This window comes from Chromobacterium sp. (assembly GCF_041912965.1).
GTDB lineage: Bacteria > Pseudomonadota > Gammaproteobacteria > Burkholderiales > Chromobacteriaceae > Chromobacterium > Chromobacterium aquaticum.
Genome location: NZ_JAYSGF010000012.1, coordinates 102086 through 128035, shown reverse-complemented (window position 1 = coordinate 128035; position 25950 = coordinate 102086). Strand labels below are relative to the sequence as shown.

Below are 25950 nucleotides of genomic sequence, written 5' to 3'. Positions count from 1 at the left end.
TGTCTGCTGAGGAGGCGAACTATACGTCACGCCCCCTCACCCGTCAACACCTTTCTTGAAAGTTTTTTGAGAAAAGCCGCCACCCGGTGGCTATCTACATGATTTATATTGAATCATCCATTTCAACAAAGTTAAGCCCCCCGCTTGCTTCGGATCGGGACTGTCGCTTCCGGCTTGAAAATCCGATAATTCCCCTCCTCGTCCGCCCTTCAAGAAGCACGATCATGCGCAACAGAAACTGGATTTTCGACCTGGACGACACGCTGCACCACGCCAGCGGCGGCATCTTCGCCCACATCAGCCATGCGATGTCCGCTTATATGATGAAACATCTGCAAGTGGACGCGGTGGAAGCGCGCTTGCTGCGGGAGCGCTACTGGGCGCAATACGGCGCCACCATGCATGGCCTGGTCACTCACCACAATATCGATCCACACGACTTCTTATTGGAAACCCATAAGCTGGATGAACTGGAACAATGGCTGTTCGCCGAGCACAATCTGGCGGAGTCGCTGCGCGCGCTGCCGGGCCGCAAGGTGATTTTCTCCAATGGGCCGCATCACTATGTGACCGGCATTCTGCAGCGCCTGGCGATTGAGCGGCATTTCCACTCCATCTATGGCGTCGAGCAATTGGACTATGTGCCCAAGCCGCACATCAGCGCTTTCCGCAAAGTTCTGGCGCAAGAGCGGCTGGACCCGCGGCACTGCATCATGGTGGAGGACTCGCTACCCAATCTGTTGACGGCGAAGAAGCTGGGCATGAAAACGATCTGGGTCAGCAAACAGGTGCGGCGTCCTGCTCACGTGGACATCCGTGTTGCGTCCATCGGCGAGTTGGCGCGTCGGCGCTGGGACTGAAAATTAAAAAGGCCGGAATCCCGGCCTTTTCTCTTATATAGAGTATCGCGCTTACTTCAGCTTGATCTCGGACCACACCTTGTTCAGCTCGCGGCGGTCCTTGGCGTTCAAATCCTTCAGCTGTTGCAGACGCGGCAGTTCGCCCGCGGTCGGGAAGATCGCGTGCACCTTGGTCAGCTCCGGTTTGACGAATTTGCCGGCTGCGGCGTTGGGATTGCCCGAGCCCATATCGTTGGTCAGACCGGAGGCGTTCTTGCCGTCCAGCATGAAGTTGATGAACTTGTAGGCTAGGTCCTTGCGCGGCGCGTCTTTCAACACCACGAAGTTGTCCAGCGACAAGGTATTGCCTTCCTTCTGCAAGGAGAAATTGACGCCGAACTTGCGGCCGGCCTTCTTGGCGTCCTGCTGAGCCTGGTACATATCGTTGGAATAGCCCAGCGCGACATAGATGTTGCCCACGGTCAGTTCCTTGATATAGCTCTGGTTGTTGAAGGCGGCCCAGTAAGGCTTGGCCTTCAGGATCACGTCGCGCGCCGCCTTCCAGTCCGCCGGATTGGTGGAGTTGGCCGGCTTGCCCAGATACATCAAGGCGGCGGACACCAGTTCGCGCTGAGAGTCCAGCACGGTGATCTTGCCCTTGAGCTTGGCCAATACGGCCGGATCGAAGATCAGCGCCCAGCTATTGGCCTTGTCCAGCAAGCCCAGCTCTTTCAGCTTGGTTTCGTTGTAGCCCAGCAGCGTGGTGGTGAAGGCGTAGGGGACCGAGTACTGGTTGCCCTTGTCGAAGAAGCTGTTCAGATAGCCGGCGTTCAGGTTCTTGAAGTTGGGCAGCTGTTTTTTGTCCAGCGGCTGCGCCTTGCCCTGCTTGATCAGCGCCTCCACCGCGAAGCCGGTCGGCACCACGATGTCGTAGCCTTTGGCGCCGGCTGCCAGCTTGGCCAGCATTTCTTCATTGTCGCCGTAGAAATCCTGCACCAGCTTGCACTTGCAATAGGCCTCGAAATTCTTGGCCGTGCTTTCCGACAGGTAGTTGTTCCAGTTGTAGAGATGCAGTTCTTCCGCTGCATACGCCTGAGCAGATACGGCCAGTGCAAGCGTCACGAGGACTTTTTTCATTGCGGTTTTCCTTCTATTTGCACGAGTGCATTGCGACTACATGAAAAACCGGCCGGCTCCCTTGTCGCCCGGCCGGGGCCCTACGACTCAGCCATTGGCCCGCAGCGCGCTGGGCGACACGCGCGAGGCGATGACGATCAGCACCAAGGTCAACAGCATCAACAAACTGGACACCGCGTTCACTTCCGGCGTCACCGCGATCTTGATCATGGAGTAGATCTCCAAGGGCAGCATGCTGGCGCCGGCGCCGGCGGTGAAGAAGGTGATCACGAAGTCGTCGATGGACAGGGTGAAGGCCATCAAGGCGCCGGCGATGATGCCCGGCTTGATGATGGGCAGGGTGATCAGGCGGAAGGCCTGGAACGGCGTCGCGCCCAGATCGCGCGCCGCTTCCACCAGGCTGTCGTCCATGCCTTGCATCCGCGCGCGCACCACGATGGCGACGAAGCCGATGCAGAATGCGATGTGGGACAGCAGGATGGTGATCAAGCCCAGTTCCAGGATGCCGATCAACTGGTTGACGATGACGAAGAAGATCACCAGCGACACCCCCATCAGCAACTCCGGAATGGCGATGGGCGTCAGCACCAGGAAGGGCAGCAGGCGCAGCTTGTAGCGGTGCATCGCGATGCCGGCCAGCGTGCCCAGCACGGTGGCGCAGGCGCTGGCGATGATGCCGATGATCAGCGAGTTGGCCGCCGCGCTCAGCATTTTCTCATTGTGGAACAGCTTGTCGTACCACTTGAGGGTGAAGCCCACCCACTCCGCATTGAGCCTGGAATCGTTGAAGGAATACAGCACCACGATGACCAGCGGCAGATAGAGGAAGGCGTAGGTCAGCATGGCCGACGCCCACAGCCAACGCGATTGTTTCTTAGCCACGTTTCTTGCCTCCTCTGCCTACCAGCGCGCCCAGCGCCGCGATCAACAACACGCCTCCGGTCAGCATGATGGACAGCACCGAGCCGAACGGCCAATCGCGAGTGTCCAGAATCTGCTGCTTGATCAGATTGCCTATCATGATGGAGTCGGTGCCGCCCAGGATGTCCGGAATCGCGAACATGCCGAGCGCCGGAATGAACACCAGCGCCGAGCCGGCGAACACGCCGGGCAAGCTCAGCGGCCAGGTCACGCGCCAGAAGCGCTGCCAGGCGTTGGCGCCCAGGTCCTGCGCCGCGTCCAGCAAGGCCATGTCGTGCTTTTCCAGATTGGCGTACAGCGGCAGCACCATGAAGGGCAGGTGCACATAGACCAGGCCGACGATGACGGCGAACGGGGTGAACAGCAGACGCAGCGGCTCGAAGCCCAGCGAGGTCACCACCACGTTCAGCATCTTGGTGAACGCCGATTGCGGCCCCAGGATGATCATCCAGGCGTAGATGCGGATCAGGAAGTTGGACCAGAACGGCAGGATCACCAGCAGCAGCATCAGGTCGCGGTATTTCTTGCCGGAGCGGGCGATCAGCCAGGCCAGCGGATAGGCCATCAGCAGGCACACCACGGTGGTGGTCGCCGCGTAGCCGGCGGACTTGATGAACAGCTCGATATAGAGCGGCTCTTCCACCAGACGGCGGAAGTTGTCCAGGGTCAGGTCCCAGACCAGCTTGCCTTCCTCGAGGTAATACATCGGCGCGAGGCCGCCGTAATCGCCCGGATTGCGGAAGGCAGCCACCACCATGATCAGCGATGGCACCAGGAAAAACAGGACCAGGTAGACCAGCGGCGGCCACGACAGCGCCCACTTGCCGAATCGATCTCGAATCGCCATGCGCGTTTACTCCGTCAGGAAGCTGCCGGCGTCGAAACGCCAGGCCAGTTCCACGATGTCGTTGTCGTCAAAGAACTTGGCGACGCCGGGAATGCTGTTGGGCAGCATGGCTTCCACCATCACGCCCTCGCCCACTTCCACCACGTAGAGCGTGACGTCGCCCAGATACAGGCAGTCGTGGACACGGCCCTTGAAGTGAGCCTCGCCCTCGTCCGCCGGCAGGTTCTTGTCCAGCTTGACCTTCTCCGGACGCAGCGCCAGCCAGCCGGTCTGACCTTCGCGCACATCGGGCACCGCCAGGCAGCGCACTTCGCCACAGCCCTTCAGATCCACCAGCATGGTGTCGCCGTCCACGCGCTTGATCTTGCCTTCCAGCACATTGCACTGGCCGAGGAAGTCGGCGACGAAGCGGTTCTTGGGCTTGCTGTACAGGGTTTCCGGCGCGTCCAGTTGCTCCACCTGGCCATGGCTCATCACCGCGATGCGATGGCTGAGCGCCAGGGCCTCGCCCTGATCATGGGTGACATAGACGAAGGTGATGCCGACTTCCTTCTGCAACTTGATCAGTTCCAGCTGCATTTCCTCGCGCAGCTTGGCGTCCAGAGCGGACAGCGGTTCGTCCAGCAGCAGCAGCCGCGGGCGATCGACCAAGGCGCGGGCAATGGCCACGCGCTGACGCTGACCGCCGGACATTTCATGCGGATAGCGATTGCCGAACTGGGTCAGGCGCACGTCTTCCAGCAATTCGTCCACCTGGGCGTCGATCTTGGCCTTGTCCCACTTGGCCATCTTCAGCGGGAAGGCGATGTTCTCTCGCACCGTCATGTGCGGGAACAGCGCATAGCTCTGGAACACGGTGTGCACCGGACGCTTTTCCGGCAGCACATGCGACATGTCTTGGCCGTCCAGCAGGATCTGGCCGGCATCGGGCTGTTCGAAACCGGCCAGCATGCGCAGCAAGGTGGTCTTGCCGCAGCCGGACGGGCCCAGCAGGGTGAAGAATTCGCCAGCCTCTACCGACAGGCTGACATTGTTGACCGCCGTATAGTCACCGAAGCGCTTGACGACATTTTTGATTTCAAGGAGAGCCATCTATCTTCCCCGCCCAAGAAAAAGGGCGCCAGTTTAACAAAAAAGATAAAGCTGGGGCCGTTGAAATCCCTTGAAAATTCAAGACCTCAGCGTATTTTTTCCATCAAGCGGACCAAGCGTTTTGCGCTGGCCGGTAAGTTGCTATTTTCTCAACAAAAAACGCTGCGCCGCTCGGCGGTTTTCGATGCGGCGCAACATGGTTCCACTTCAGATAATTGATGCTTTTTGACAACAACTGTCGGCATCTCGCCGTCTACGAGCCGCCAAACCGCGCTTACCACTGCCCTTCATTGAAGAAGCGGCGGTAGCGCTCCACCCAGGGCGAGATATCGAAGCCGTTGGCTTGCAGCCATTCGGGCTTGTAATAGCTGTCCTGGTAGCGGTTGCCGTCATCGCAGATCAGGGTGACGATGGAGCCGCTGCGGCCCTGCTTGCGCATCTGGCTGACCAACTCGCACACGCCGTAGAAATTGGTGCCGGTGGAACCGCCGCAACGACGCCCCAGCACTTCTTCCAGGAAGTGGATGGCGGCGTAGCTGGCGACATTGGGCACCCGGATGACTTCGTCGATGACGGTGGGAATGAAGGACGGCTCGACCCGCGGCCGGCCTATGCCTTCCACCCCGGATCCGCCTTCGCAGCGGCAGTCGACGCTGCCGGTGTGGAAGCTGTCGTAGAACACCGAATTTTCCGGGTCCACCACGCAGACCTTGGTCGCCAGCTTCTGGTAACGCACATAACGGCCGAAAGTGGCCGAAGTGCCGCCGGTGCCGGCGCCGCAAATGATCCAGTCCGGCACCGGATTGGGCTCGTACGCCATTTGGGTGAAAATGGTGTCGGCGATATTATTGTTGCCGCGCCAGTCCGTCGCGCGCTCGGCATAGGTGAACTGGTCCATGTAATGGCCGTTCAGTTCCTGCGCCAGGCGTTTGGATTCGTCGTAAATGGTGGCCGGATCGTCGACCAGGTGGCTGCGACCGCCATAGAATTCGATCGCGCGGATTTTTTCCTGCGAAGTGCTCTTGGGCATCACCGCAATGAAAGGCAGGCCCAGCAAACGGGAAAAATAGGCTTCGGACACCGCGGTGCTGCCGCTGGAAGCCTCGATGATGGTGCTGCCTTCGCGTATCCAGCCATTGCACAAGCCATACAGAAACAGCGAGCGCGCCAGCCGGTGCTTGAGGCTGCCGGTGGGATGGGTGGATTCGTCCTTGAAATACAACTGGATCTCCGGCACGCCGGGCATCGGCAGCGGGATCAAATGGGTGTCGCTGGAGCGATTGAAATCGGCCTCTATCTTGCGCACCGCCTGGGCAACCCAATCAGTCATCTTGCTTCTCCAGTGTCTGAAAGTTCTCAAGCGGCCATTCTAACGCGACAAGCAAGAAAAAACGCCCCGCAGGGCGTTTTGGGCTCGTAAAGGTTTTACGATCAGAACTTGGTGCCGAAGCCGATGCCGAACACCCACGGGTCGATCTTCAGTTCGCCCAGTTTGGCGCCGCCCAGTTGATCGGCGGTCACGTCGGTCTTGATCCAGATTTTCTTGACATCCAGGTTGACGAACCAGTTCTTGTTGATCGCGTAGTCGGCGCCCAGTTGCAGCGCCGGACCCCAGCTGTTCTTCTTCACGCTCAGATCTGTCGCACTACCTGCTTTCAGGCCTTCATTGTAGAAGCGGGTGTAGTTGATGCCGGCGCCCACATAGGGACGGAAAGTCGCGTCCGGCGCGAAGTGGTATTGCAGGGTCAAAGTCGGCGGCAACACCGATACCTTGCCGACGGAACCGAAGGCATTGGTGGTGATTTCGTGGCGGGTAGTGCCCAAAATCAGCTCGGCGCCGATATTGTTGGTGATCATATAGGTGAAGTCGACCTCAGGCGCCCAGCTGTCCTTGGCATCGACCGTCAGGCCCGGCACCGCGCCAGAGTTGCTCCAGCTGGCGGAGGGGTTAACATTGATCACGCGGAAGCGCGCCAGGATATCGCCTTGAGCGGCGAAAGCGCTGGCGGAAACCAGGCCGATCATTGCGGCGAGAGCAAGCTTTTTCATATTGGGTTCTCCTGTCATGTTTGGTCGAATGCAGGCCGGCGGTCTTGCTGCCATCGTTGACTTTGCTTACAGGCAGCAGTAGCGTTCGGCGTCCGGTGGCAGATTATCCAAGCACCAAATATCAAACTTTGCGCCAGATCATGAGACGGTCATGAAATATGCAGATTTACGGGAGTTTGTCTCCCAATTGGAACAACAAGGGCTGTTGAAACGAATTGCGTCCCCGGTCTCCCCTCACCTGGAGATGACCGAGATCGGCGACAGGGTACTGAAAGCCGGCGGCCCGGCGCTGCTGTTCGAACAGCCAGTCAAGGACGGCAAGCGCTTTGATTACCCGGTGCTGGCCAATCTGTTCGGCACCCCGGAGCGGGTGGCGCTGGGCATGGGCGCCGCCGATGTGATGCAGTTGCGCGAGATCGGCAAGACCCTGGCTTACCTGAAGGAGCCGGAGCCGCCCAAGGGCTTGAAAGACGCCTGGGACAAGCTGCCCTTGCTGAAGCAATTGCTGTCGATGGCGCCGAAGGAAGTCAGCAAGGCGCCGTGCCAGCAAATCGTCTGGGAAGGCAATGAGGTTGACCTGGAACGGCTGCCCATCCAGCACTGCTGGCCCGGCGACGTGGCGCCGCTGATCACCTGGGGGCTGACCGTGACCCGCGGCCCCAACAAGAAACGCCAGAACCTCGGCATTTATCGTCAGCAGCTGATTGGCCGCAATCGCGTCATCATGCGCTGGTTGGCCCACCGCGGCGGCGCGCTGGATTACCGCGAATTCTGCCAACAGCATCCCGGCAAACCTTACCCGGTAGCGGTAGTGCTGGGCTGCGACCCGGCCACCATCCTGGGCGCGGTGACGCCGGTGCCGGATACTTTGTCCGAATACCAGTTCGCCGGCCTGCTGCGCGGCAGCCGCACCGAGCTGACGAAATGTCTGGGTTCGGACCTGCAAGTGCCGGCGCGCGCCGAGATCGTGCTGGAAGGCCATATCCACCCCGACGACACCGCGCTGGAAGGCCCTTACGGCGACCATACCGGCTATTACAACGAGCAGGACCGCTTCCCGGTGCTGACCGTGGACCGCGTCACCATGCGCGAAAACGCGATTTACCACAGCACCTACACCGGCAAGCCGCCGGATGAACCGGCGGTGCTGGGCGTGGCGCTGAACGAGGTCTTCGTGCCGATACTGCAAAAGCAGTTTCCGGAAATCGTCGATTTCTACCTGCCGCCGGAAGGCTGCAGCTACCGGATGGCGGTGGTCAGCATCAAGAAGCAATACCCCGGCCACGCCAAGCGGGTGATGATGGGATGCTGGAGCTTCCTGCGCCAGTTCATGTACACCAAGTTCATCGTGGTGGTGGACGACGACGTCAACACCCGGGACTGGAAGGAAGTGATCTGGGCGATCACCACCCGCATGGACCCGGTGCGCGACACCACCTTGATCGAGCACACGCCGATAGACTATCTGGACTTCGCCAGCCCGGTGTCCGGCCTGGGCGGCAAGATGGGCCTGGACGCCACCAACAAGATGCCGGGCGAAACCAACCGCGAGTGGGGCGTGCCCATCGTGATGGACCAGGCAGTCAAACAGCGCGTAGACGCGATGTGGCTACAATTAGGGCTGTAAACCCTCCCCCATCCACCCCGGCCTACAAGCACGTCGGGGTGGATCGCGCAATGCCTTCGCCAGCCCCTCCCCACGCAGGGCCTTAGAACCTGCTTACGATCTGCCCGTGTCGACGATACGGCGTTGAAACCGCCTTCGAAGTGCTCATGCACCGCCAATGCATTCCGCTTTCTCAGCCGTTTTCGCTTTAGTTCGCTAGATCGTAAACACGTTCTTAGAACGTCCCCTCAATTGCCCCCGACATCGGATGCTCCTGACAGATAGGGCAGCTGTCTTTTTTGATTAATATATTTATATTTTTGCCTTAACTGAGAAAGCCTCTGCAACGACCTCAAGATGGCGCGCTTGCCGCCACAGGAGAGCAGCATGAAGAGTTGCCCGACAATCCAAGGATTGAAGCTGGATCAAAGCAGCCTACAAGCTCTGGAGCAAATCGAACTCAAGCTGAGAAGCCTCCGACTCGCCGCCAGCCTCACCAGTATTGGTGTGATAAGCAATATCTTTTATCGCAGCAGCCCACTACAAGCGGCCTATAACATCCACGCAACAGACTGGCAACTGTTCGCACAGAGCACTGCGGCTTGGCCGAGGATTATGCAGAAGGCGGTAACACGCATTGCGGAAGAAGAGCACTGGAATCATCAGCATGACCGGAAGCAAGCTCAATTCTGGGAGGCTGTGGCGTATGGCTGCAAACCTTAAAAACACGTGGCCGGCTTGGGCTCTACTGATTGGCAACCTGTTCTGGCTAACGCCAAGCCAAGCACAATCTCCTGCCCAAGAAGATCTAACCTCATTTGCCATACAACGCCTGGCTCAAGCCGTGATCGACTATAGCGCTCAGATCAAATATTGCCGGCAACAAGAGATCGTGTTGCCTCCGGACACCTTCGCCGGATTAGAAATTTCCAGGGATGAGCAGATCGCTGCGCTTGCCTATTTTCGTAATAAAAATGACAGGACATGCCTTGGGCAAGTTGAAGAGGAGTTTTTGCAAGCCACCCTGCTAGCCCGGGAGGCAAAACTACCGGCTTATTCGGCCAAGGACGACCCCGGAGCTGAGCAGATTCTCACCGCGCTGCTATCCCGAACGCTTGCGCTAAAACGAGAGCGACCTTACTTACGTCTCGCGCCAGCGCTGCGCCGCCAGTTGGAAGCGCTGCCGGTACTACAACATAACTTTGATCCATTCCAATCCATACGCAGCCTAGGCTTGTCAAACTCTGACATCGACGATGACTGAAACCATTTGACATACTCGACCACTTTACTACTGAGCCCCTTATTGAAAGCGCCCGGCATCATCAGAGGCCGGGCGCTGTTTGATCGCTCAACGCGGCTCAAGCACTTCCGCCTGCAGCAGCACGGCCTCGCGCCCCAGCAGCGGGTGGACGTTGAACGGCCCGGCCCGATAGCGGATGCGCGAACCGGTCCGCTTCTTCAACGCGGCCACTTCCGTAGCCCCCAGTCCCTTGCCGTCGACAGCGGGCTGGATGACGAAGGTGCCGCCATCCCCCTTTTCCACTCCTAAACGCACCAACGGCGGCGCGCCAACGGCGACCAGGGTGCCCTCCTCCCACGGCGGCAACGACATCGCGCCAACTCCGGCGCAAAGGCCTAGCCACAGCAGCAGCCCGCGCATCATGGCTTGACCAGGATCAGATGGCTGTTGGCCGGCACCGTCACCCGCGCCACGCCGCGCGACAGCGGCAGGCTCTGCTTATAGGTTTCCGCCGTCGCCAACGCGCTCCAGCCGATTTCCTGCGCCTGGAACGGCACCGCCGGCAACAGCAAGCTCTTGCCATTGGGGAAGTACTGGTTGGCCGGCAAGCTCAGCGTTTTGGCCGGGAAGCCATAACCGTTGGCCGGATTGCCCCCCAGCGCCAGCGTGGTGTTGAGGCGCAGCATCAGCTTGCCGTAATCGCCGGCGCCCACCGCGCGCAAACCATCGTTCAAGGCCGCCTCGCCGGTATTGGCGCCGGTCACCCACGGCTTCATCACGCCCGCGCCGAACTGGTGCAGCATCTGCATGCCCGCCGCCAGCGCTTTCGGGTAGCAAGTGTAATTCGATGCCGCCACGCTCCAGCCCTTCAGATTGCAAGCCGGCCGGCGCAGGAAGCTTTCGAAGTCGCCGCCGCGGCGCAGGTCCGGATGGGAGTTGGCATCGCTGCCGCGGCCGCCGGTGAAGGTGTCCGCCGACACCAGATAGCCCATGGTCTGGGCCGCCAGCTCGTTTTCCCATACCGTGGGCTGACCGGAACCCGGCGGCTTGCGCAGTATCTTGTTGTAGGCGTAGAGCACGTGCAGATATTCGTGCGCCAGCGTGGACAAGGCCAGGCTGGGGCCGTTGCCCTTCATGCTCCAGTTGCGTCCCGGATCGGTCTGGGCGAAGGTATCCAGGTCCACGAAGGTGGCCAAGGCCTGATTGCTCTTGCCCACCACATCGCGGCACTCTTGGTCGCCGCCGCACATGGCCGGCGCCGCCGACGCCAGCAAGGCATTGGTCCAGCGCACATAGCCGAGCAAGCGGCCGCCGCCGGTCTGAGTCGGGTCGTTCAAGCGGCTCAGCACCAGGTGCACGTCCTTGGTATCGCCGGGCAGAGCCAGCGCGCGCCAGCCCGGATCGATGTCATTGCCCCAGGGCTCGCTGACGACCGAGGCTTCCAAGGGGTAGACGCTATTGGCGAAGCGCTCGGCCAGCGCGTCGGCCTGGTCGCTGCCTACGCTGACGTCCAGCCCGTCCTGCGCCCAGACATAGACCTTGCCGCCACCATTGGGCAAATCGCGCATGGCTTGCAGGCTGGTCGCGCTATCGCTGTCCATATCGTGCCAGACTCGCTTGTCGCCGATTGCGTAGCTGGCCGCCTGCAAGCTGGCCTGCTCCGCCAGCAGCCGGTGCGAACCAGCGCTCCGCAGCGATAAGGCGCCGGAGCGGGCCGCCGCGCCAACCGCGGCCATCACCGCCTGGCTTTCCGCTTCCAGTCGTTCCGCGGCGGCGTCCGATCCGCCGCGCAAGCCGGAAGCGGTCAGCTTGGCCTGGCTGGAGGTGTCGCCGGAGCTGACGCGCGACACCACCATCTGCCAGGCGGCGCTCAAGGAATTGCCGCTGATCGATACCGTTTGCGCCAAGGTGCCGGTATTGGTGTACTGGTAGACGGAACCGGACTGCGCGCGGCCGGCCGAGGCCGGCAAGCGGCACACATTGCCCGAGCACGCCAAAGCCGCCACTTCCGCGCCGTCCGCCGCCAGCATCCTGCCCGATGCCGACGCTCCGGCGCCGGAGCCGCCGTTGCCGGCGCTACCGCCGCCGCCACCGCCGCATGCGCTCAGCAACGCGGACATCACGGATACCGCCAATATTGTTTTTGTGCTTTTCATCCCTGTAGTCATCCATTTCATGTATTGAGAATGAGAAAAAATACTAATTCCATTCCAATGGCAATGACTACGGCAAATAATTACGTTTTTATATGATATTTGTTTAGTTAAAGTGACAGAAACCTGCGTACAGCTGGCGGAGCGCAAAGTCGGCAAGCCTGCTATCATCGCCAGGTCTTTGAATAAGGAGCTGTAATGTCCCTGCGCAATCCCAATTCCCCCCATCGCCTGAGCCGCCTGAAAGCCCGTCAACGCAAGAAAATGCGCGTCGGCGAATTCCGCGAACTGGGTTTCCATTTGATCGCGCTCTTGCATGAAGGCGCGGATTCCGAAGCGCTGCTGGACGCCTGGCTGACCCAGGTGGACGATGCCGGCATCAGCTTCGGCGGCCATTTCGACGGCGCCGGCAAGCTGGAAGGCGTGGCCTTCCCGGTGGGCGAAGTCAAGATCAGCGACGAGCTGCGCCAGCAATTGCTGTCCTGGCTGCAAGCCCGCGCCGAGGTCAAGTCGGTGGAAGGCGGCGAACTGATCGATCTGTGGCATCACCACTGATTCGCCTCCGCTCGACGTGAAAAAACCGGCTTATAGCCGGTTTTTTTTATGCCTCGTCGCAACGCTCCGCCATCCCGGCGAACTCAAGATAGCTTGCGGAACACGCGGTAGCCCAGATAAAGCCAGGTTTCCCTAGCCAGGAAACGGGACCAGCTGGACAGGGTGCGGTAGCGGCTGGACTGGGTTGGCGCCGGATAGGCCACCAGGCCGATGTCGGTGGCCATCAGCACTGAACGACGCATGTGCAGCGGATCGCTGACCAAGAGGAAGGAGCGGATGCCGAACTGGCTGCTCAATTCGCGCGCGTTCTCCAGGTTCTGCCAGGTGGTGCGCGACTGGTTTTCCGCCAGCATCGCCGTCATCGGCACGCCTTGCTTGGCGGCGAAATCACGGCCGACGTCGGCTTCGGACGGATAGCCCGGTTCCGGCGTGCCGCCGGTGAACACGATCCAGCGCACCTTGCCGGACTTGTACAGTTTGACCGCGTGATTGATGCGCTCGCGGAACACCGGGGACGGGCGCTTGCCCCAGGCCGCCGCGCCCAACACCAGCGCGGCGTCGGCTTGCGGTTCGCTTGCGTTGCTGCCGAAATCGACAATGCTCCAGGCCACATAACTGAAGCCCAGCACCACCAGCAGGATTGCCAGCAGGAAGCCTTTCAACATCAAACGCAAGTAGAGCATGGGTACCGCAAGTGTGAAATGAGAGACTGAACGATTGTACCCGCAAACGGGATGCAAACGGCAAAGAGCAGTGCGGCGCTTACTTCTCCAGCTCCCAGATCGCCGCCTGCAAGGATTCCATGCGCGCGGCCAGCGCCAGTTGCGCGTCGTCCAAGGCCTTGTTGTAGATATCCCGGCCTATCTTGTCGGCGATGAAGTCCAGCAGGAACTGCGCGTCGAACTGCCCCAATTCGATGCCGAACTGCTGCTGCGCGTACTGCTGCAGCTGCGGAGCCAAGGTTTGCAACTGCGCCGGGGTCAACATCGAGAGATTAGCCATGGCATGCCGCCCTGTGCGATTCGAAAGCCGCGATTATGGCGGCTAATCGCCGATGCCGAAAGCGCTTTTTCCCGCCCTCAACACCGACAGGACAACTCCCTGCCCCAGCGCAGCAGACCTTGCCGCCACAGACGCTGGCTTTGCAGCTGCCAGGCCAGCAGAGATTGCAGCGCCTCGCTGCGCCATAGCGGATGCGCGCTCATCGCGCCCAGCAGGACGGAAGCGGCCGCGCTGTCGTCGTAGCACAACGCGATCCAGTCGGCGCCGGCGCGTTGCAGCAGGCGGTGCAACTTGGCCGGCCACGGCGCCGCGCCGCGCAGCACCGTCGCGCCGTGAAAACAGCCAGAGCGCAGCCACTGCCGCCGGCCGCGCCACTGCTCGCCGCTTAGCGCGTACAGGCCGCGCGGATATTCCAGACCCCACCATAGTGCCGCATTCATTGCGCCCCCTATTGTGCAATGCACAATTTCTTATACGCGCATTGCCTCGCCGTCGCAAGCCTGGGCCGCCGGCCAAAAAAACAGGCCGCGGATAGCGGCCTGATCAAGTTGAAACGCTCACAACGATAAGTCAGACAAGGGAAATCAATTACACGGTCACCCAACGCGGCCGAGTCAGTTCTTCCGGCTTCAGCAACAAATCCAGCTGTTCACGGCTCAGCAAGCCCTGTTCCAGCACGATGTCGGCGACGCTGGCGCCAGTGGCGTGCGCTTGGGCCGCCACATTGGTGGCGGCGGCGTAGCCGATGATGGGATTGAGCGCGGTCACCAGGCCGATGGAGTTCTCGACGCTGGCGTGCAGACGTTCTCGGTTGGCGGTGATGCCTTTGACGCAGTTGTCGCTTAGCGTGGCGCAGGCGGCGGCCAGGTGGCCCATGCTGCGGAACAGGCTGTAGGCGATCACCGGCTCGAAGGCGTTCAACTGCAACTGCCCGGCTTCCGCCGCCATGGTGATGGTGACGTCATTGCCTATCACCTCGTAAGCCACCTGGCTCACCACTTCCGGGATCACCGGATTCACCTTGCCCGGCATGATGGAGGAGCCGGCCTGGCGCGGCGGCAGATTGATCTCACCAAAGCCGGCGCGCGGGCCGGAGGACAGCAGGCGCAAATCATTGCAGCTCTTGGACAGCTTGACCGCGATGCGCTTGAGCACGCCGGAGAGCTGCACGAAGGCGCCGCAGTCCTGGGTGGCTTCGATCAGATTCGGCGCGGTCAGCAAGGTATGGCCGCTCAGCTCGGACAGGTGCAGGCAGGCGAGGCGCGCGTAATCCGGATGCGCGGTAATGCCGGTGCCGATGGCGGTGGCGCCCAGGTTGATCTCCAGCATCAGCGCGCTGGCTTCCACCAAGCGCTGTTCGTCTTCCTGCAGCATCACCGCATAGGTTTGAAACTCCTGGCCCAGCGTCATCGGCACCGCGTCCTGTAGCTGGGTGCGGCCCATCTTCAGGTAGTCCTTGAACTCATCCGCCTTGGCGGCGAAGGCTTCACGCAGCTCCGCCATCCGGGTCAGCAACTGGTTGGCGCCCCAGAACGCCGCCAGCCGCAGCGCGGTCGGGTAAACGTCGTTGGTGCTCTGGCACAGATTGACATGTTCATTAGGGTGCAGGTACTGGTACTCGCCCTTGGCGTGCCCCATCAGTTCCAGCGCGCGGTTGGCGATGACCTCGTTGGCGTTCATATTGGTGGAGGTACCGGCTCCGCCCTGGATCGCATCCACCACGAACTGCTCATGCCAGCGCCCGGCGCGGATTTCCTCGCAGGCGGCGATGATGGCCTGGGCGATGGGCGCAGGCAGCAAGCCTAGGTCGCGGTTGGCCTGAGCCGCGGCCTGCTTGATACAGGCCAGCGCGCGGATCAAGTCGCCGTAGGCGGAGATGCGCTGGCCGGTGATGGGGAAGTTCTCGACTGCGCGCAAAGTGTGCACGCCCCAGTAAACGTCGGCGGGCACTTCACGATCGCCTAACAGATCATGTTCGATGCGGGTCGTCATGGATACGTCTCCTGATGCGGATGGCGCCACGCCGCGCGTGGCTTGAGGAGCGCACTCTATGCCAGCCCGCCGTGGCTGGCCAATTCGAAATGCCGATGGGGTCATGCAGGAAATGCATAACCTTGGCGCCCACGCGACTCAGGCCCCTCCCTGCCGCGCTCCAACACGCGGCAAGCCTGGAGCAGGCTAGCCCACGCGCGGATACTGCCGCGCCAGATAGTCCCAGAACGCCTTCAGCGCCGGCCGCCTGCGCTTCTGGTCCAGATAGAGGCGGATTTCCATTTCCACCTGCCAGCCCTCGTCGCCGGCGGCGGCCAGCAGCCCTTCGAGCAGTTCGCGCCGTACCGAGCTTTCCGGCAGAAACGCCAGGCCATGCCCTTCCAGCACCATATGCTTGAGGCCTTCGGCCATGTCGGTTTCGTAATTGAGCGCCAGCCTGGCCGGCTGCGGCGCCTGCTCCAGGATCACATCGCTCATCAGCCGGAAATAGGCATTGCTGGCATAGCCGAGGAAGGGCAGCGGCCGTTCCATGCTGCCGGGCAGTTGGTGACGCGGCCGGCCATTCTCCGCGATCGAAAACGGCCGCAAGCGTTCCACTCCCAGCCGCAGGCCCAGATAGCGCGGATCGGTCAACTCCACCGGCTGCTTGGGATGGTGGTAACACATCAATAGATCACTGCCACCCTCGACGAAGGCCAACAAGGCGTCGTGCACATTGCTGGCCTGCAGGCGGCAAGGCAGCGCGCCGTAGCCCTGCTGAACCTGGGACAGCCACTTGGGGAAGAAGGAGAAGGACAGCGTGTGCGGCACCGCGAACTCCAGCGTGCCCGCGGCCAAGGGCTGCAAGCCGCGCAGCAAGGCGCGGGTGGTGTTGAGCTGGGACAGCATGCCCACCGCCTGCTCGCGGAACAGAACGCCGGCCTCGGTCAGCCGGGTGGGATAGGTGGTACGGTCGATCAAGTCCGCGCCCAACCAGCTTTCCAACGATTTGATCCGTCGCGAGAACGCCGGCTGGGTCAGATGGCGCAATTCCGCCGCGCGGGTGAAGCTGCCGGTTTCCGCCAGCACCAGAAAGTCCTCAAGCCACCGCGTTTCCATCGCGCCGCTCCGCCAGGAAGATTCAAGAGCTGCGATAGTACCGCAAGCGCGGCCAAAGCCGTCGACCTTTGACCTGCTTCAAGCCCAAAGTCATAAACCGGGTTAGAATGAAGCAACTATCCGGCTCCACCTGCATGCATATCACACACTTTATCTGGCAGAGGCTGCTGGGCATGGCGCCCGGCGAAATTCAGAGCGGAGACACCCTCTGGCTGCTGAGCCCGCGCCAGCACATGCCGCTGCTGGCGCAGCGGCGCGCGCTGATGCTGCTCAATCGCTGCCGGCTGTTCGCCATCCTGTTTTCGGTGCTGACTCCGGCCTGGGCGGTGATAGACCTGCTGACCCTGCCCTACCCGCTGTCCTTGCAACTGACCGCGCTGCGCCTGCTGGTCACCGCCGCCTTCATCGCGCTGGCACTGTGGCAGCCGATGGATGGCCGCCTGCGCTCGGCCTATCGCGGCATCGCGCTATTGTTCGCCACGCCCACGCTGTTCTACATCGCCTCCCACCTGCTGCTGCGCCGCTACCATCTGGAGGGGCTGTCCGCCGCCATCGGCGCCGGCTACGCCTTCCTGCCCTTCGTGCTGCTGGCCGGGCTGGCCATCTTTCCGTTGACGCTGCTGGAGAGCCTGGCCTTTGCCAGCCCGGTGCTGCTGGGCTTCATCCTGGCCGGCCTGCTGGACCTGAGCGGCGCCAACCTGCCCAGCTTCGGCGGCGAGTTCTGGCTGCTGTCGCTGCTGGCCGGCGTGTCCGCCATCGCCGGCATCAGCCAGTTGGCCTTCATCATCGTGCTGGTTCACCAGGCGATACGCGACCCGCTGACCGGGGTATTCTCGCGCCGCAGCGGCGAGGAAATGCTGGGCTTGCTGCAGATGCAGGCCCAGCGCGCGCGGCAGCCGCTGAGCCTGGCCTTCATCGATCTGGATCATTTCAAGGCGATCAACGATCGCTACGGCCACTTGGCCGGCGACCAGGTTCTGCGCCATTTCGCCGCGCTGATGCTGGCGCGGCTGCGCCGCAGCGACATCCTGGTGCGCTGGGGCGGCGAGGAGTTCGTGCTCTTGATGCCCGGCGCCACCCGGGAGCAGGCGGCCCAGGTCATCGCCCGCTTGCGCGAACAAGGCCTGGGCGAGCGGCCGGACGGCAGCGGCCTGAGCGCCAGCGTCGGCGTGGCGGAACTATGGCGCGATGACTGCGCTGACTGGTGCGCGCTGGTGGACCGCGCCGATGCTCGCATGTACCAGGCCAAGCAAGCCGGCCGTGACCGGGTGGTGTCGACCGGCTGACGCCGGCTTTACCCCGCGGCCGAGTTTGCTTATCGTTGAGCCCTGATGATCCATTCCCTCCCCCTGCCCGCCGCTGGCCGCCGCCCGCTGGCCGTCGCCATCGCGCTCAGCCTGCTCGCCCATACCGCGTTGTTGCTGAGCCGTCCCGAAGCCGGATCCCCGCCACAGCCCGCGGACTCCGCGCTGCGCGTGCAATTGCGTGCCGCCGAGTCCGCTCCGCCGGCCCGGCAACAAGCCGCGCCGCGCCCAACGGAAGCCAAGCCGGCAAGCGCGCGTCCCGCCATCCAAGCGGCGCCCGCCACGCGCGCGCCTCGGGTCCAGCCGCAAACCGCGCCATCCGGCGCGCCCCTTGTACCTCCGCCAGCGGACGACACGACAAGGCCGGTGCTGACGCTGGACGGCCTGCGCCGGCAGGTGCGGGAACAAGCCGCCGCCGCGCCGGAACAAAAGGCCGCGCCGCTGCCGGCCGATCCCGCCAAAACGAAAATGGCCCGCTCGATTGAGCGGGCCGAAAAGCCTGACTGCAAAACCCGCTATGCCGGGCTCGGCCTGTTGGCGATCCCGGTGCTGGCGGTGCAAAGCGCGCGCGAGGACGGCTGCAACTGGTGAGCCGGCCTCAGTTCTGCAGCACCACCCAGTCCTGAGTGGCGTCGGCGGCGCGAAACTCGCGCACCGCCTGTTGCAGCAAGGCAAACGCCGCCGGCGCGTCCAACCGCCGGCAAGCCTCGTCCATGTTTGCCAGCAGATCACGCATCTCCGCCTCCGACAGGCAGTACTCCTGGGCGCGCATGATGCGTTCGTGATCGGTGGCCAACACGTTGTCGCCGATCAGCAACTCCTCGTACAGCTTTTCCCCCGGCCGCAGACCGGTGATGCGGATCTCGATGTCGCCGCCGGGCCGGGCCGCGTCCTTCAACTCCAGTCCGGACAAATGCACCATGCGCCGCGCCAGGTCGATGATGCGCACCGGCTGGCCCATGTCCAGCACGAACACATCGCCACCATCGCCCATCGCGCCGGCCTGGATCACCAGCTGCGCCGCTTCGGGGATGGTCATGAAGTAGCGGGTGATATCGGCATGGGTCAGCGTGATCGGCCCACCCGCCTTGATCTGCGCGCGGAACAGCGGCACCACCGAGCCGGAGCTGCCCAGCACATTGCCGAAGCGGACCATCACGAAACGGGTGGCGCTGCCGCGCGCGTGGCGGGTCTGCAGCGTCAGTTCCGCCATGCGCTTGGTGGCGCCCATCACATTGGTGGGGCGCACCGCCTTGTCGGTGGAGATCAGCACGAAGGTATCCACGCCGCAATCCTCGGCCGCGCGCGCGGTGGTGTCGGTGCCGAACACATTGTTGACGATGCCGGACACCGGATTGTGCTCCACCATGGGCACATGCTTGTAGGCGGCGGCGTGGTAGACGGTGTCCACCTTGAACGCGCGCATCACCTGAAGCAGCCGCTGGTAGTCGGTGACCGAGCCCAGTATCGGCGTGCGCGGCAGCCCGGCGGCGGCGCCGCGGGCCAGCTCCTGATCTATCGCGTACAAGGCGTATTCCGACTGCTCGAACAACACGATGCGCGCCGGCTGGTTCTTGGCGATCTGGCGCACCAGTTCCGAACCTATGGAACCGCCGGCGCCGGTCACCATCACCACCTTGCCACGGATATTGCGCGCCAGCAGCTCGGGCTTGGGCGGCACCGGGTCACGGCCCAGCAGGTCCTCGATTTCGACCTCTTTCAGTTCCTCCACCCGCGCCTCGCCGGACACCAGATCCGCCATGCCGGGCAGCCGCTTGATCGGCACCCGCAGCAGTTCCAGCGCTTCCAATATCTCGCGCTGGCGGCTGCGACTGACCGAAGGCATGGCCAGCAAAATGCTCTTGGCCTCCAGGTCCTTGACCAACTGCGGCAGCTCGCGCGGCGGATGCACCGCCACGCCGCGGTAGGTGCGGCGGTGCAGCTCGGGATTGTCGTCGATGAAGGCCATCGGCCGGTATTCGCGGCCGGCTTGCAGCGCCAACATCAATTGCACGCCGGCGCGGCCGGCGCCGTAGATGATCACGTGCTCGCGCGGCGCGTCCACCGCGTCGATGCGCCGCACCAGGCCGCGCAACAGGAAGCGGCTGCCGCCGATATAGGCCATGGCGAACACCCAAAAGATGATCACCGAGGTGCGCGGCATCGCCCAGATGTGCGCCATCTGTATCACCGCCTGCAACACCAGCACCGACAAGGTCACGCCGGAAAACACCGTCACGATGATCTTGTCGTCCAGGTATTTGAGCACCGCGCGGTACAGGCCCAGCTTGATGAAGATGGGAATCGCCCACAACGGTGGCACGATGAAGATCCACAGATGCGGATTGAGCTTGGGATCCCAGTAGCCGCCGAGGCGCAGGAAAACCGCGCTCCACAGGGCCAGCGGCAGCAGCAGCGCGTCCATCAGCGCCAGCATCGCCATCTTGTTGTGGCGGGAGAAGGCCAGCAATTTTTCAAACATGGTCATTCTTTCGCGTCCGGCGGCCGTTGATACAGCGCATCCGGACAACATTCCTCATTGTCTTGGCCATCGCCCAGGCTCAGCAGCGCAAAGCCGTGCGCCTCGTAGAAACGGCGCGCGCGCTGATTGGCCTGGAACACGAATAGCCGGCAGGCCGGCGCCGGCGGCGCCAGCACTTGCTCCAGCAAGGCCCGGCCGACTCCAGCGCCGCGATGCCCGACGCCGACATAAAGCTGGTCCAGCCATAACGCGTCGTCTTGCAGCGACGTGGCGGCGAAGCCGGCAATCTCGCCGTTCCGCTCCGCCAGCCATGCGCGGCCGGACGGCAGCAGCGCGCCGGCGAACCAGGCATGCACCTCAGCATCGGCATGCGCCAGCGGCGCGTAGCTCATCTCGCGGCGGCAGGCCAGATAAATGTCCGCCAGAGCGCCAGCGTCGGCGGCTCCGGCCAAGCGGATGGAAATCGTCATCGGTTGACGATCCGCGCCAGCGTGGCGACGATGATGCGCACATCCTCGAACAGGCTGTGGCTTTCGGCGTAGCGCACGTAGTACGCCAGCTTTGCCGGCAGCACCTGCTCGATGTAGGCGCGCTCCGGATCCTCGGCCCGGCCCAGGATTTCGTTCTCGTCTATCATCTTGATCGACGCCCAGTCGGTGATGCCGGGGCGCACCGACAATACGATGTCGCGGACTTCGTCCGGGTAGTGGGCGACATACTTGGGCACCTCGGGCCGCGGGCCGACCAGGCTCATATCGCCGCACAACACATCGATCAGCTGCGGCAGCTCGTCCAGCTTGGTCTTGCGCAGCAGGCGGCCGGCGCCGGTGACGCGGCTATCCGCGCCCACGGTCAACTGACCGTGGCGCTCGGTGTCCACTTGCATGGTGCGGAATTTGTGGATGCGGAACAGCGTGCCATTGCGCCCCACCCGCACCTGGCGGAAAAACACCGGGCCAGGGGAATCCAGCTTCACCCACAGCGCCACCGCCAATAACGGCAAGGCCAGCACCGCCAGGCCGAGGCCGGCGGCGGCGATGTCGAAGCCGCGCTTCAGCAGCCGCGAGCCGTGGCGGCTAGGCCGGCAGCAGGGTGGCAGCAGCTCGCCACCCTTTTTTTCCAACCGCTCGCTCATGCGCCCAGAATCTCGCGCACCGCGGCGATCACGCGGCTCTGGTCCGCGTCCGTCATCCGGGTATACAGCGGCAGCGTCACCTCGGCTTCAAACGCCGCATCGGCCACCGGGAATTGCTTGCGCGTCAGTTGGTAGCCGTCGCGCCACACCGGCTGGCGATGCAGCGGAATGAAGTGCACCGAGCAACCGATGCCTTTTTCCGCCATCCGGGCGATGAAGTCGTCGCGGCTGATGCCGGCCTCGGGCTTGATGCGCACCGGGTACAGATGCCAGGCGTGATTGCTGCCCGCATCCTTGGGACGCGCCGGCAGAATCAGCGGCAGATCAGCCAGTTCGCGGTCAAAACGCTGCGCCATCGTCTCGCGCAGTTCCTGGAAGCGGCGGATCTTCTTCAATTGGTGAATGCCCATCGCCGCGGCGGTGTCCGGCATATTGTATTTGAAGCCCGGAGCAACGACTTCGTAGAACCAGGCCGGGGTCTTGGACACATAGCGGTCGAAGGCGTCGCGGCTGATGCCGTGCAGACGCATCACCTTGCAGCGCGCAATGATGTCCTTGTTCTTGGACACCACCATGCCACCCTCGCCGGTGGTCATGGTCTTGTTGGCGTAGAAGCTGAACACGGTGACATCGGAGTCCAGCGTGCCCACCAGCTTGCCCTTGTAATAAGTGGGCAGAGAGTGGGCGGCGTCTTCGACGACCTTCAAGCCGTGCTCGCGGGCGATGGCGATGATCTCGTCCATCTCGCAGGCTAGGCCGGCGAAATGCACCGGCATGATCGCCTTGGTCTTGGCAGTGATCGCCGCGCGGATCGCGTCCGGGCGGATATTGAAGGTGGCCGCGTCCACATCCACGCACACCGGATCCGCGCCCAGGTAGCGCACCACTTCGGCAGTGGCGGTGAAGGTGTAGCTGGGCACGATGACCTCGTCGCCGGGGCCGATGCCTATCGCTTCCAGCGCCAGGTGCAGGCCGGCCGTCGCCGAGTTGACCGCGATCGCCTCGACGCCGTCGCCGATGAATTGCGCGAAGTCGGATTCGAACTGCTTGGTCTTGGGGCCGGTGGTGACCCAGCCGGAGCGCAGCGCGTCGACCACTTCGTTGATTTCGTCCTCGCCGATGTCCGGCAGGGCGAAGGGCAGGAATTTTGTTTCGCTCATATCATTCTTTCCGCTATCGTAAGCACGGCCGGCCTCGCCTGCCGTCATATGAAATCTTTTAGCCCCGCCCGGCACCTTAGCGTCGGCAATCTCCAGAATCGCCGTCATACGGCAACACTCGCGGAGCCCCCAAGCGCACGACTTTCAACAAGCGCGCCGTGTCGTTCACGTCGCTAGGCGTCAAGTCGGCGATATAACGATCCACCTGCACCGTCGCTTTGCCCTTCAGTTCGCAGGTCTGTTTCTGCTTCAGCAAGGGCAAGATATTGAACATGCGCTTTGCCTGGGCGGTATTCTCAAAACAGAACCAACGACTTCTATCATCGCCTCGCTCTCGCGGAATCCGCCTCGCGGACAATTTTGTCGGCGTGAAACAGAATTGATCACCCACCACGTCCATATCGCTTGCGCCACGGGCGTAAACATATTCCCCCTCCAGCAATACCGAGCCAGAATAGAAATATTGGCTACCTTCCACTTTCTGTTTCACCAAACCATCGGCGCAAGCCTGAGTCACGCATGCGGCTACCAGCAAGCCTAGATCCTTTTCCACTTTGCCAAAGTACTGCAGCCGCTTCTTGTAGGCATCGCGCACGCACAAGGCATCCTCGCACTTGTTGCGCACTTCCTTCAGCCAGCGCGCTTGCTCCTTGCCGTAGGGATCAAGCCGTTTGCCAGTATCACCGTCTATGCCTTTAGTCTCATCCTGAATCGCGGTGAAACGCTTGGCCAGCTCCGAATCCAGCGACGACAGCTCTGCGTCGGCACAGATCATTTTTTCCACCTCCAGCTTGGCGTAAGCGCAGTTGAAGCCGGCGGACTGGGCTGGCAGCGTAACCAAGCCTATGCAGACGGTCACCCCCGCCATCCAGACTTTCTTCATCATATTGTTCTCTTTCTTCTTATCGCCACATCAAGCAGAACGCCCGAAAACAGGCCTCCTACCTACAATTCGGTTACAGCGTCACCGCCGCCAGGAAACGCCGCGCCAGCACCGCGTAATCATGGTGCTCCAACACATAGGCCTGACCCGCCGCGCCCATGCGCGCGCGCTCCACGGCCGACGTCGCCGCCATTCGTCGCGCCGCCTCCGCGATGGCCTCCGGGTCCTCGGCGCCGATGCTGATGCCGGCGCCGGCGTCGTGCACCATATCGTTGCCGGCCTCCACCGAATGAATCACCGGCTTGGCAGCCATCAGGTAGTCGAACAGTTTATTGGGGTTGATGCCAAAGCGATAGATCGGCAGCTTGCGCCAGCCTATGTACAACGCGTCGCACTCGGCCAGGAAGGCCGGCACGCTGCGTTTGGCGATGGATGGCAGGAACATCACATTGTCCAGCCCCAGCTCGGCCGCGCGCGCCGCCAAGGCCTCCTTGTCCGGGCCGTCGCCGACCAGGACGAAAGTCACCGCCGCGTCCCGCATCAGCGCCGCCGCCTCCAGCAGGTAATCCAGCGCATTGGCCAGGCCGTGGCCGCCGGCGTAGCCGATCAGGAAACGCCCCTGCGCTTTCAGCTCCGCCAACCGCATCCGGTGTTCGGCCGGCAGGGCCTCGGCCTCGCCGCGCCATTCTGCGACATCGACGCCGTTGGGGATCACCGCGTACTTGGCCGGATCCATGCCGTGCGCCACCATATAGTCCTTGGCGCAGGGCAGCATGGACACCACGGTGTCGGCCTTGCGGTAGCCGAAATCCTCGGCCCATTGCAGCAGGCGGATGAAGGGATGCTTGGGCGACATGCCTCCCACCTCCACCGGGGTCAGCGGCCACAGATCATGCACCTCGTACACCAGCCGCGCGCCGGTCTTGGCGGCAATCCACGCCGCCGGCACCGTGTCCAGCGGATAGGTGGAGGAGGCGATCACCAGGTCCGGCTTCCACTGCCTCAGGTAGCGGCCGGACAGCCCCATCACCCGGGCCAGGAAACTGAAGATATTGAGCACGCGGCCAAGCCCGTTGCCCTCGTAAGGGCGGGTCTTGCACCAGGTGTAACGGATGCCGTCTATGTCTTCGTCGCGGTATTTGCCATCCACTTGCGGATGGGTCTGGCGCAGATGGGAGACATCGGCGGCCAGCATATTGACTTCGTGGCCGGCCTGCGCCCATTCCCGCGCCAGGTAATAGGGACGGAATTCCATGCCGTGCCGGGGGCTGCCGGCATAGTGGTTGATGTAGAGAATTTTCATGATTTACAAGGTCGCGTACAGCTTGACCAACTTGTCGGCCTCGGCCGCCCAACTGTATTTGTTCAATACCGCCTGCTTGCCGGACTCGCCCAGCGCACGCATGCGCGGCTCGTCGGCCATCAATTCGTTGACGGCGGCGGTGATGGCGGCCGGGTCCTGCGGGTCCACCAGCAGGCCGCAGCCGGCGTCGTCCACGATCTCGCGCCACACCGGAAAATCCGACGCGATCACCGGCATGCCGGCGGCCATGTATTCGAACAACTTGATCGGCAAGGCGTCGACGTAGTTCGGCGTCGGAAACAAGGTCACCAGGCCTATCTTGCTCTTGGACAACACCTCGGCCACGCCCTTGCGGTCCAGCACGCCCAGATCGTTGACTCGCGCCCAGCCCGGCCGCGCCGACACGCGGGCCTTCAGATCGCTCTCGCTCCACGGCCCGGCCAGGTTCAGCCGCGTCGCGGTGTCCGGCAAGGCCTCGACGATGGGTTCGATGCCGCGTATGCGCGAGATGCCGCCGATATAGCACAGCTCGTTGCGGCGCTGCTCCCACGGCGTGTCGCGCACCAGCTCTTCCAGGATGGGGAAATTGCACACGTCCAAGGCACGCGCGCCCAGCTTCTCGAAACGCTTGCGGATGTGCGGCGTCGAGGTCACCACCGCGTCGAAGCGGCGCGCCGCCCAGTCTTCCAGCGTCTCGAAGCCGCTGGACACCAGAGGGCGCACCGCGCCAGGTATCCAGTGCTTGGCCAGGATCTGGCGCGGCACATCCTCGTGCACGTCGTACACCACCTTGATGCCGGCCTGCTTCAAGCGCAGCGCGGCGGGGATCAGTTCCGGGTCGTGGAAGTGGACCACGTCCGGGCGCAGCTTCAGCGCCGCCTGGTACACGCGCTTGACGGTGCCGGTCATCCGCGCCAGCCGGCCGCCGGTTTTCGGGCCGACGTCGTGGAAGCGCACGCCGCGGTTAATCTCTTCGCCCTGGCCGTCGGCCACGATCAGCGTCACCTCATGCCCGGCGGCGGCCAGGCTCGCGCACTCCTTGACGAATATGCGGATGTCGTGGCGCGGATGAGCGGAAGTGAGATGGGCAATTTTCATATTTGAAGCTCTGTTTAACCGCCGCCGGCTCCGCGCGACGACATCGTTCAA

The 25950-nt window shown here is 62.6% G+C and carries 28 protein-coding genes; 8 read left to right on the top strand and 20 right to left on the bottom strand.

All coding sequences use genetic code 11. The features are described from left to right. The first annotated feature begins 224 nt into the window (after positions 1–224). Positions 225–860 carry a pyrimidine 5'-nucleotidase gene (locus ACE3QM_RS09045; RefSeq protein WP_048408684.1) on the top strand — a complete coding sequence of 212 codons (636 nt, stop codon included), beginning with the start codon at positions 225–227 and terminating at the stop codon, positions 858–860. Between the two features lie 51 nt (positions 861–911). Here the strand turns inward: ACE3QM_RS09045 and ACE3QM_RS09040 are convergent, their stop codons facing one another. The 4 genes from ACE3QM_RS09040 to ACE3QM_RS09025 form a co-directional block, all read right to left on the bottom strand. After that, a complete protein-coding gene (locus ACE3QM_RS09040) occupies positions 912–1976 on the bottom strand; it encodes a PotD/PotF family extracellular solute-binding protein (protein ID WP_374421456.1) in 1065 nt (354 codons plus the stop codon). Positions 1977–2063: 87 nt separating this feature from the next. After that, a complete protein-coding gene (locus tag ACE3QM_RS09035) occupies positions 2064–2858 on the bottom strand; it encodes an ABC transporter permease (protein ID WP_231580958.1) in 795 nt (264 codons plus the stop codon). After that, positions 2851–3744 carry an ABC transporter permease gene (locus ACE3QM_RS09030; RefSeq protein WP_197081389.1) on the bottom strand — a complete coding sequence of 298 codons (894 nt, stop codon included), beginning with the start codon at positions 3742–3744 and terminating at the stop codon, positions 2851–2853. The genes ACE3QM_RS09035 and ACE3QM_RS09030 overlap by 8 nt, the downstream gene beginning before the upstream one ends. Before the next feature lie 6 nt (positions 3745–3750). Next, on the bottom strand, positions 3751–4836 hold the full coding sequence (locus ACE3QM_RS09025; protein WP_048408681.1) for an ABC transporter ATP-binding protein: 1086 nt from the start codon (positions 4834–4836) through the stop codon (positions 3751–3753). A 60-nt stretch (positions 4837–4896) separates the two neighbouring features. Here ACE3QM_RS09025 and ACE3QM_RS09020 point away from each other — a divergent pair, with 60 nt between their 5' ends. Next, positions 4897–5055 (top strand): hypothetical protein, encoded by a 159-nt coding sequence (locus ACE3QM_RS09020; protein WP_156183751.1) that lies wholly within the window; start codon positions 4897–4899, stop codon positions 5053–5055. Between the two features lie 55 nt (positions 5056–5110). On the opposite strand, the gene ACE3QM_RS09015 is transcribed toward ACE3QM_RS09020, so the two are convergent. Further along, complete coding sequence (locus ACE3QM_RS09015; RefSeq protein ID WP_048408680.1) at positions 5111–6166, bottom strand: PLP-dependent cysteine synthase family protein; 1056 nt, start codon at positions 6164–6166, stop codon at positions 5111–5113. Positions 6167–6267: 101 nt separating this feature from the next. Beyond that, positions 6268–6885, bottom strand: a complete 618-nt coding sequence (locus ACE3QM_RS09010; RefSeq protein WP_374421455.1) for an OmpW family protein — start codon at positions 6883–6885, stop codon at positions 6268–6270. Positions 6886–7036: 151 nt separating this feature from the next. On the opposite strand from ACE3QM_RS09010, the gene ubiD reads away from it, so the two are divergent. The 3 genes from ubiD (at position 7037) to ACE3QM_RS08995 (ending at position 9755) form a co-directional block, all read left to right on the top strand. Further along, positions 7037–8512: a 4-hydroxy-3-polyprenylbenzoate decarboxylase gene (gene ubiD / locus ACE3QM_RS09005; protein WP_231462512.1), complete on the top strand. Its 1476-nt coding sequence runs from the start codon at positions 7037–7039 to the stop codon at positions 8510–8512. A gap of 366 nt (positions 8513–8878) precedes the next feature. After that, positions 8879–9214, top strand: coding sequence for a hypothetical protein (locus ACE3QM_RS09000; RefSeq protein ID WP_374421454.1), 336 nt, complete (start codon positions 8879–8881; stop codon positions 9212–9214). Next, complete coding sequence (locus ACE3QM_RS08995) at positions 9159–9755, top strand: hypothetical protein (protein ID WP_374421453.1); 597 nt, start codon at positions 9159–9161, stop codon at positions 9753–9755. The genes ACE3QM_RS09000 and ACE3QM_RS08995 overlap by 56 nt, the downstream gene beginning before the upstream one ends. An 87-nt stretch (positions 9756–9842) precedes the next feature. Here the strand turns inward: ACE3QM_RS08995 and ACE3QM_RS08990 are convergent, their stop codons facing one another. Together ACE3QM_RS08990 and ACE3QM_RS08985 are read right to left on the bottom strand one after the other, a co-directional pair. Next, complete coding sequence (locus tag ACE3QM_RS08990; RefSeq protein ID WP_374421452.1) at positions 9843–10106, bottom strand: hypothetical protein; 264 nt, start codon at positions 10104–10106, stop codon at positions 9843–9845. Positions 10107–10153: 47 nt separating this feature from the next. Continuing rightward, a complete protein-coding gene (locus tag ACE3QM_RS08985; protein WP_374421451.1) occupies positions 10154–11854 on the bottom strand; it encodes a hypothetical protein in 1701 nt (566 codons plus the stop codon). A 231-nt stretch (positions 11855–12085) separates the two neighbouring features. On the opposite strand from ACE3QM_RS08985, the gene ACE3QM_RS08980 reads away from it, so the two are divergent. After that, the gene (locus ACE3QM_RS08980) at positions 12086–12442 is read left to right on the top strand and encodes a 50S ribosome-binding protein YggL (RefSeq protein ID WP_231462517.1); all 357 of its coding nucleotides are present in this window, start codon (positions 12086–12088) and stop codon (positions 12440–12442) included. Positions 12443–12525: 83 nt separating this feature from the next. Here ACE3QM_RS08980 and ACE3QM_RS08975 read toward each other — a convergent pair whose 3' ends face one another. The 5 genes from ACE3QM_RS08975 to ACE3QM_RS08955 form a co-directional block, all read right to left on the bottom strand. Beyond that, positions 12526–13125: a YdcF family protein gene (locus tag ACE3QM_RS08975; RefSeq protein ID WP_048408674.1), complete on the bottom strand. Its 600-nt coding sequence runs from the start codon at positions 13123–13125 to the stop codon at positions 12526–12528. A gap of 79 nt (positions 13126–13204) precedes the next feature. Continuing rightward, complete coding sequence (locus ACE3QM_RS08970) at positions 13205–13444, bottom strand: DUF2164 domain-containing protein (RefSeq protein WP_231462518.1); 240 nt, start codon at positions 13442–13444, stop codon at positions 13205–13207. 77 nt (positions 13445–13521) lie between these two features. Then, positions 13522–13884, bottom strand: coding sequence for a hypothetical protein (locus ACE3QM_RS08965; RefSeq protein WP_374421449.1), 363 nt, complete (start codon positions 13882–13884; stop codon positions 13522–13524). Between the two features lie 148 nt (positions 13885–14032). Next, complete coding sequence (aspA, locus tag ACE3QM_RS08960; RefSeq protein ID WP_231462520.1) at positions 14033–15436, bottom strand: aspartate ammonia-lyase; 1404 nt, start codon at positions 15434–15436, stop codon at positions 14033–14035. Between the two features lie 186 nt (positions 15437–15622). After that, a complete protein-coding gene (locus ACE3QM_RS08955; protein ID WP_231462521.1) occupies positions 15623–16534 on the bottom strand; it encodes a LysR family transcriptional regulator in 912 nt (303 codons plus the stop codon). Positions 16535–16668: 134 nt separating this feature from the next. Between ACE3QM_RS08955 and ACE3QM_RS08950 the strand changes: the two genes are divergently transcribed. Beyond that, positions 16669–17820 carry a diguanylate cyclase gene (locus ACE3QM_RS08950; protein ID WP_048408709.1) on the top strand — a complete coding sequence of 384 codons (1152 nt, stop codon included), beginning with the start codon at positions 16669–16671 and terminating at the stop codon, positions 17818–17820. 45 nt (positions 17821–17865) lie between these two features. Beyond that, complete coding sequence (locus ACE3QM_RS08945; protein ID WP_374421448.1) at positions 17866–18429, top strand: hypothetical protein; 564 nt, start codon at positions 17866–17868, stop codon at positions 18427–18429. A gap of 7 nt (positions 18430–18436) precedes the next feature. On the opposite strand, the gene ACE3QM_RS08940 is transcribed toward ACE3QM_RS08945, so the two are convergent. The 7 genes from ACE3QM_RS08940 to ACE3QM_RS08910 all read right to left on the bottom strand — a co-directional run bounded on the left by ACE3QM_RS08940 (position 18437) and on the right by ACE3QM_RS08910 (position 25899). After that, positions 18437–20320: a polysaccharide biosynthesis protein gene (locus ACE3QM_RS08940; RefSeq protein ID WP_374421447.1), complete on the bottom strand. Its 1884-nt coding sequence runs from the start codon at positions 20318–20320 to the stop codon at positions 18437–18439. 2 nt (positions 20321–20322) lie between these two features. Beyond that, positions 20323–20790 carry an N-acetyltransferase family protein gene (locus ACE3QM_RS08935; RefSeq protein WP_374421446.1) on the bottom strand — a complete coding sequence of 156 codons (468 nt, stop codon included), beginning with the start codon at positions 20788–20790 and terminating at the stop codon, positions 20323–20325. Further along, the gene (locus tag ACE3QM_RS08930; RefSeq protein ID WP_374421445.1) at positions 20787–21455 is read right to left on the bottom strand and encodes a sugar transferase; all 669 of its coding nucleotides are present in this window, start codon (positions 21453–21455) and stop codon (positions 20787–20789) included. Before ACE3QM_RS08930 ends, ACE3QM_RS08935 begins: the two co-directional genes overlap by 4 nt. Next, complete coding sequence (locus ACE3QM_RS08925) at positions 21452–22615, bottom strand: DegT/DnrJ/EryC1/StrS family aminotransferase (protein ID WP_374421444.1); 1164 nt, start codon at positions 22613–22615, stop codon at positions 21452–21454. The genes ACE3QM_RS08930 and ACE3QM_RS08925 overlap by 4 nt, the downstream gene beginning before the upstream one ends. A gap of 76 nt (positions 22616–22691) precedes the next feature. Beyond that, positions 22692–23501, bottom strand: a complete 810-nt coding sequence (locus ACE3QM_RS08920) for a lysozyme inhibitor LprI family protein (protein WP_374421443.1) — start codon at positions 23499–23501, stop codon at positions 22692–22694. 70 nt (positions 23502–23571) lie between these two features. Beyond that, positions 23572–24801: a glycosyltransferase family 4 protein gene (locus ACE3QM_RS08915; RefSeq protein ID WP_374421442.1), complete on the bottom strand. Its 1230-nt coding sequence runs from the start codon at positions 24799–24801 to the stop codon at positions 23572–23574. A 3-nt stretch (positions 24802–24804) separates the two neighbouring features. Next, complete coding sequence (locus tag ACE3QM_RS08910) at positions 24805–25899, bottom strand: glycosyltransferase family 4 protein (RefSeq protein ID WP_374421441.1); 1095 nt, start codon at positions 25897–25899, stop codon at positions 24805–24807. Positions 25900–25950: the final 51 nt, after the last annotated feature.

Bases quoted from the DNA above. Each gene is read 5' to 3' on its own strand.
- ACE3QM_RS09045 (WP_048408684.1), top strand. From the start codon at position 225: ATGCGCAACAGAAACTGGATTTTCGACCTGGACGACACGCTGCACCAC.
- ACE3QM_RS09040 (WP_374421456.1), bottom strand. From the start codon at position 1,976: ATGAAAAAAGTCCTCGTGACGCTTGCACTGGCCGTATCTGCTCAGGCG.
- ACE3QM_RS09030 (WP_197081389.1), bottom strand. From the start codon at position 3,744: ATGGCGATTCGAGATCGATTCGGCAAGTGGGCGCTGTCGTGGCCGCCG.
- ACE3QM_RS09025 (WP_048408681.1), bottom strand. From the start codon at position 4,836: ATGGCTCTCCTTGAAATCAAAAATGTCGTCAAGCGCTTCGGTGACTAT.
- ACE3QM_RS09015 (WP_048408680.1), bottom strand. From the start codon at position 6,166: ATGACTGATTGGGTTGCCCAGGCGGTGCGCAAGATAGAGGCCGATTTC.
- ACE3QM_RS09010 (WP_374421455.1), bottom strand. From the start codon at position 6,885: ATGAAAAAGCTTGCTCTCGCCGCAATGATCGGCCTGGTTTCCGCCAGC.
- ubiD (WP_231462512.1), top strand. From the start codon at position 7,037: ATGAAATATGCAGATTTACGGGAGTTTGTCTCCCAATTGGAACAACAA.
- ACE3QM_RS09000 (WP_374421454.1), top strand. From the start codon at position 8,879: ATGAAGAGTTGCCCGACAATCCAAGGATTGAAGCTGGATCAAAGCAGC.
- ACE3QM_RS08995 (WP_374421453.1), top strand. From the start codon at position 9,159: ATGACCGGAAGCAAGCTCAATTCTGGGAGGCTGTGGCGTATGGCTGCA.
- ACE3QM_RS08990 (WP_374421452.1), bottom strand. From the start codon at position 10,106: ATGTCGTTGCCGCCGTGGGAGGAGGGCACCCTGGTCGCCGTTGGCGCG.
- ACE3QM_RS08985 (WP_374421451.1), bottom strand. From the start codon at position 11,854: ATGTCCGCGTTGCTGAGCGCATGCGGCGGTGGCGGCGGCGGTAGCGCC.
- ACE3QM_RS08980 (WP_231462517.1), top strand. From the start codon at position 12,086: ATGTCCCTGCGCAATCCCAATTCCCCCCATCGCCTGAGCCGCCTGAAA.
- ACE3QM_RS08975 (WP_048408674.1), bottom strand. From the start codon at position 13,125: ATGCTCTACTTGCGTTTGATGTTGAAAGGCTTCCTGCTGGCAATCCTG.
- ACE3QM_RS08970 (WP_231462518.1), bottom strand. From the start codon at position 13,444: ATGGCTAATCTCTCGATGTTGACCCCGGCGCAGTTGCAAACCTTGGCT.
- ACE3QM_RS08965 (WP_374421449.1), bottom strand. From the start codon at position 13,884: ATGAATGCGGCACTATGGTGGGGTCTGGAATATCCGCGCGGCCTGTAC.
- aspA (WP_231462520.1), bottom strand. From the start codon at position 15,436: ATGACGACCCGCATCGAACATGATCTGTTAGGCGATCGTGAAGTGCCC.
- ACE3QM_RS08955 (WP_231462521.1), bottom strand. From the start codon at position 16,534: ATGGAAACGCGGTGGCTTGAGGACTTTCTGGTGCTGGCGGAAACCGGC.
- ACE3QM_RS08950 (WP_048408709.1), top strand. From the start codon at position 16,669: ATGCATATCACACACTTTATCTGGCAGAGGCTGCTGGGCATGGCGCCC.
- ACE3QM_RS08945 (WP_374421448.1), top strand. From the start codon at position 17,866: ATGATCCATTCCCTCCCCCTGCCCGCCGCTGGCCGCCGCCCGCTGGCC.
- ACE3QM_RS08940 (WP_374421447.1), bottom strand. From the start codon at position 20,320: ATGTTTGAAAAATTGCTGGCCTTCTCCCGCCACAACAAGATGGCGATG.
- ACE3QM_RS08935 (WP_374421446.1), bottom strand. From the start codon at position 20,790: ATGACGATTTCCATCCGCTTGGCCGGAGCCGCCGACGCTGGCGCTCTG.
- ACE3QM_RS08930 (WP_374421445.1), bottom strand. From the start codon at position 21,455: ATGAGCGAGCGGTTGGAAAAAAAGGGTGGCGAGCTGCTGCCACCCTGC.
- ACE3QM_RS08925 (WP_374421444.1), bottom strand. From the start codon at position 22,615: ATGAGCGAAACAAAATTCCTGCCCTTCGCCCTGCCGGACATCGGCGAG.
- ACE3QM_RS08920 (WP_374421443.1), bottom strand. From the start codon at position 23,501: ATGATGAAGAAAGTCTGGATGGCGGGGGTGACCGTCTGCATAGGCTTG.
- ACE3QM_RS08915 (WP_374421442.1), bottom strand. From the start codon at position 24,801: ATGAAAATTCTCTACATCAACCACTATGCCGGCAGCCCCCGGCACGGC.
- ACE3QM_RS08910 (WP_374421441.1), bottom strand. From the start codon at position 25,899: ATGAAAATTGCCCATCTCACTTCCGCTCATCCGCGCCACGACATCCGC.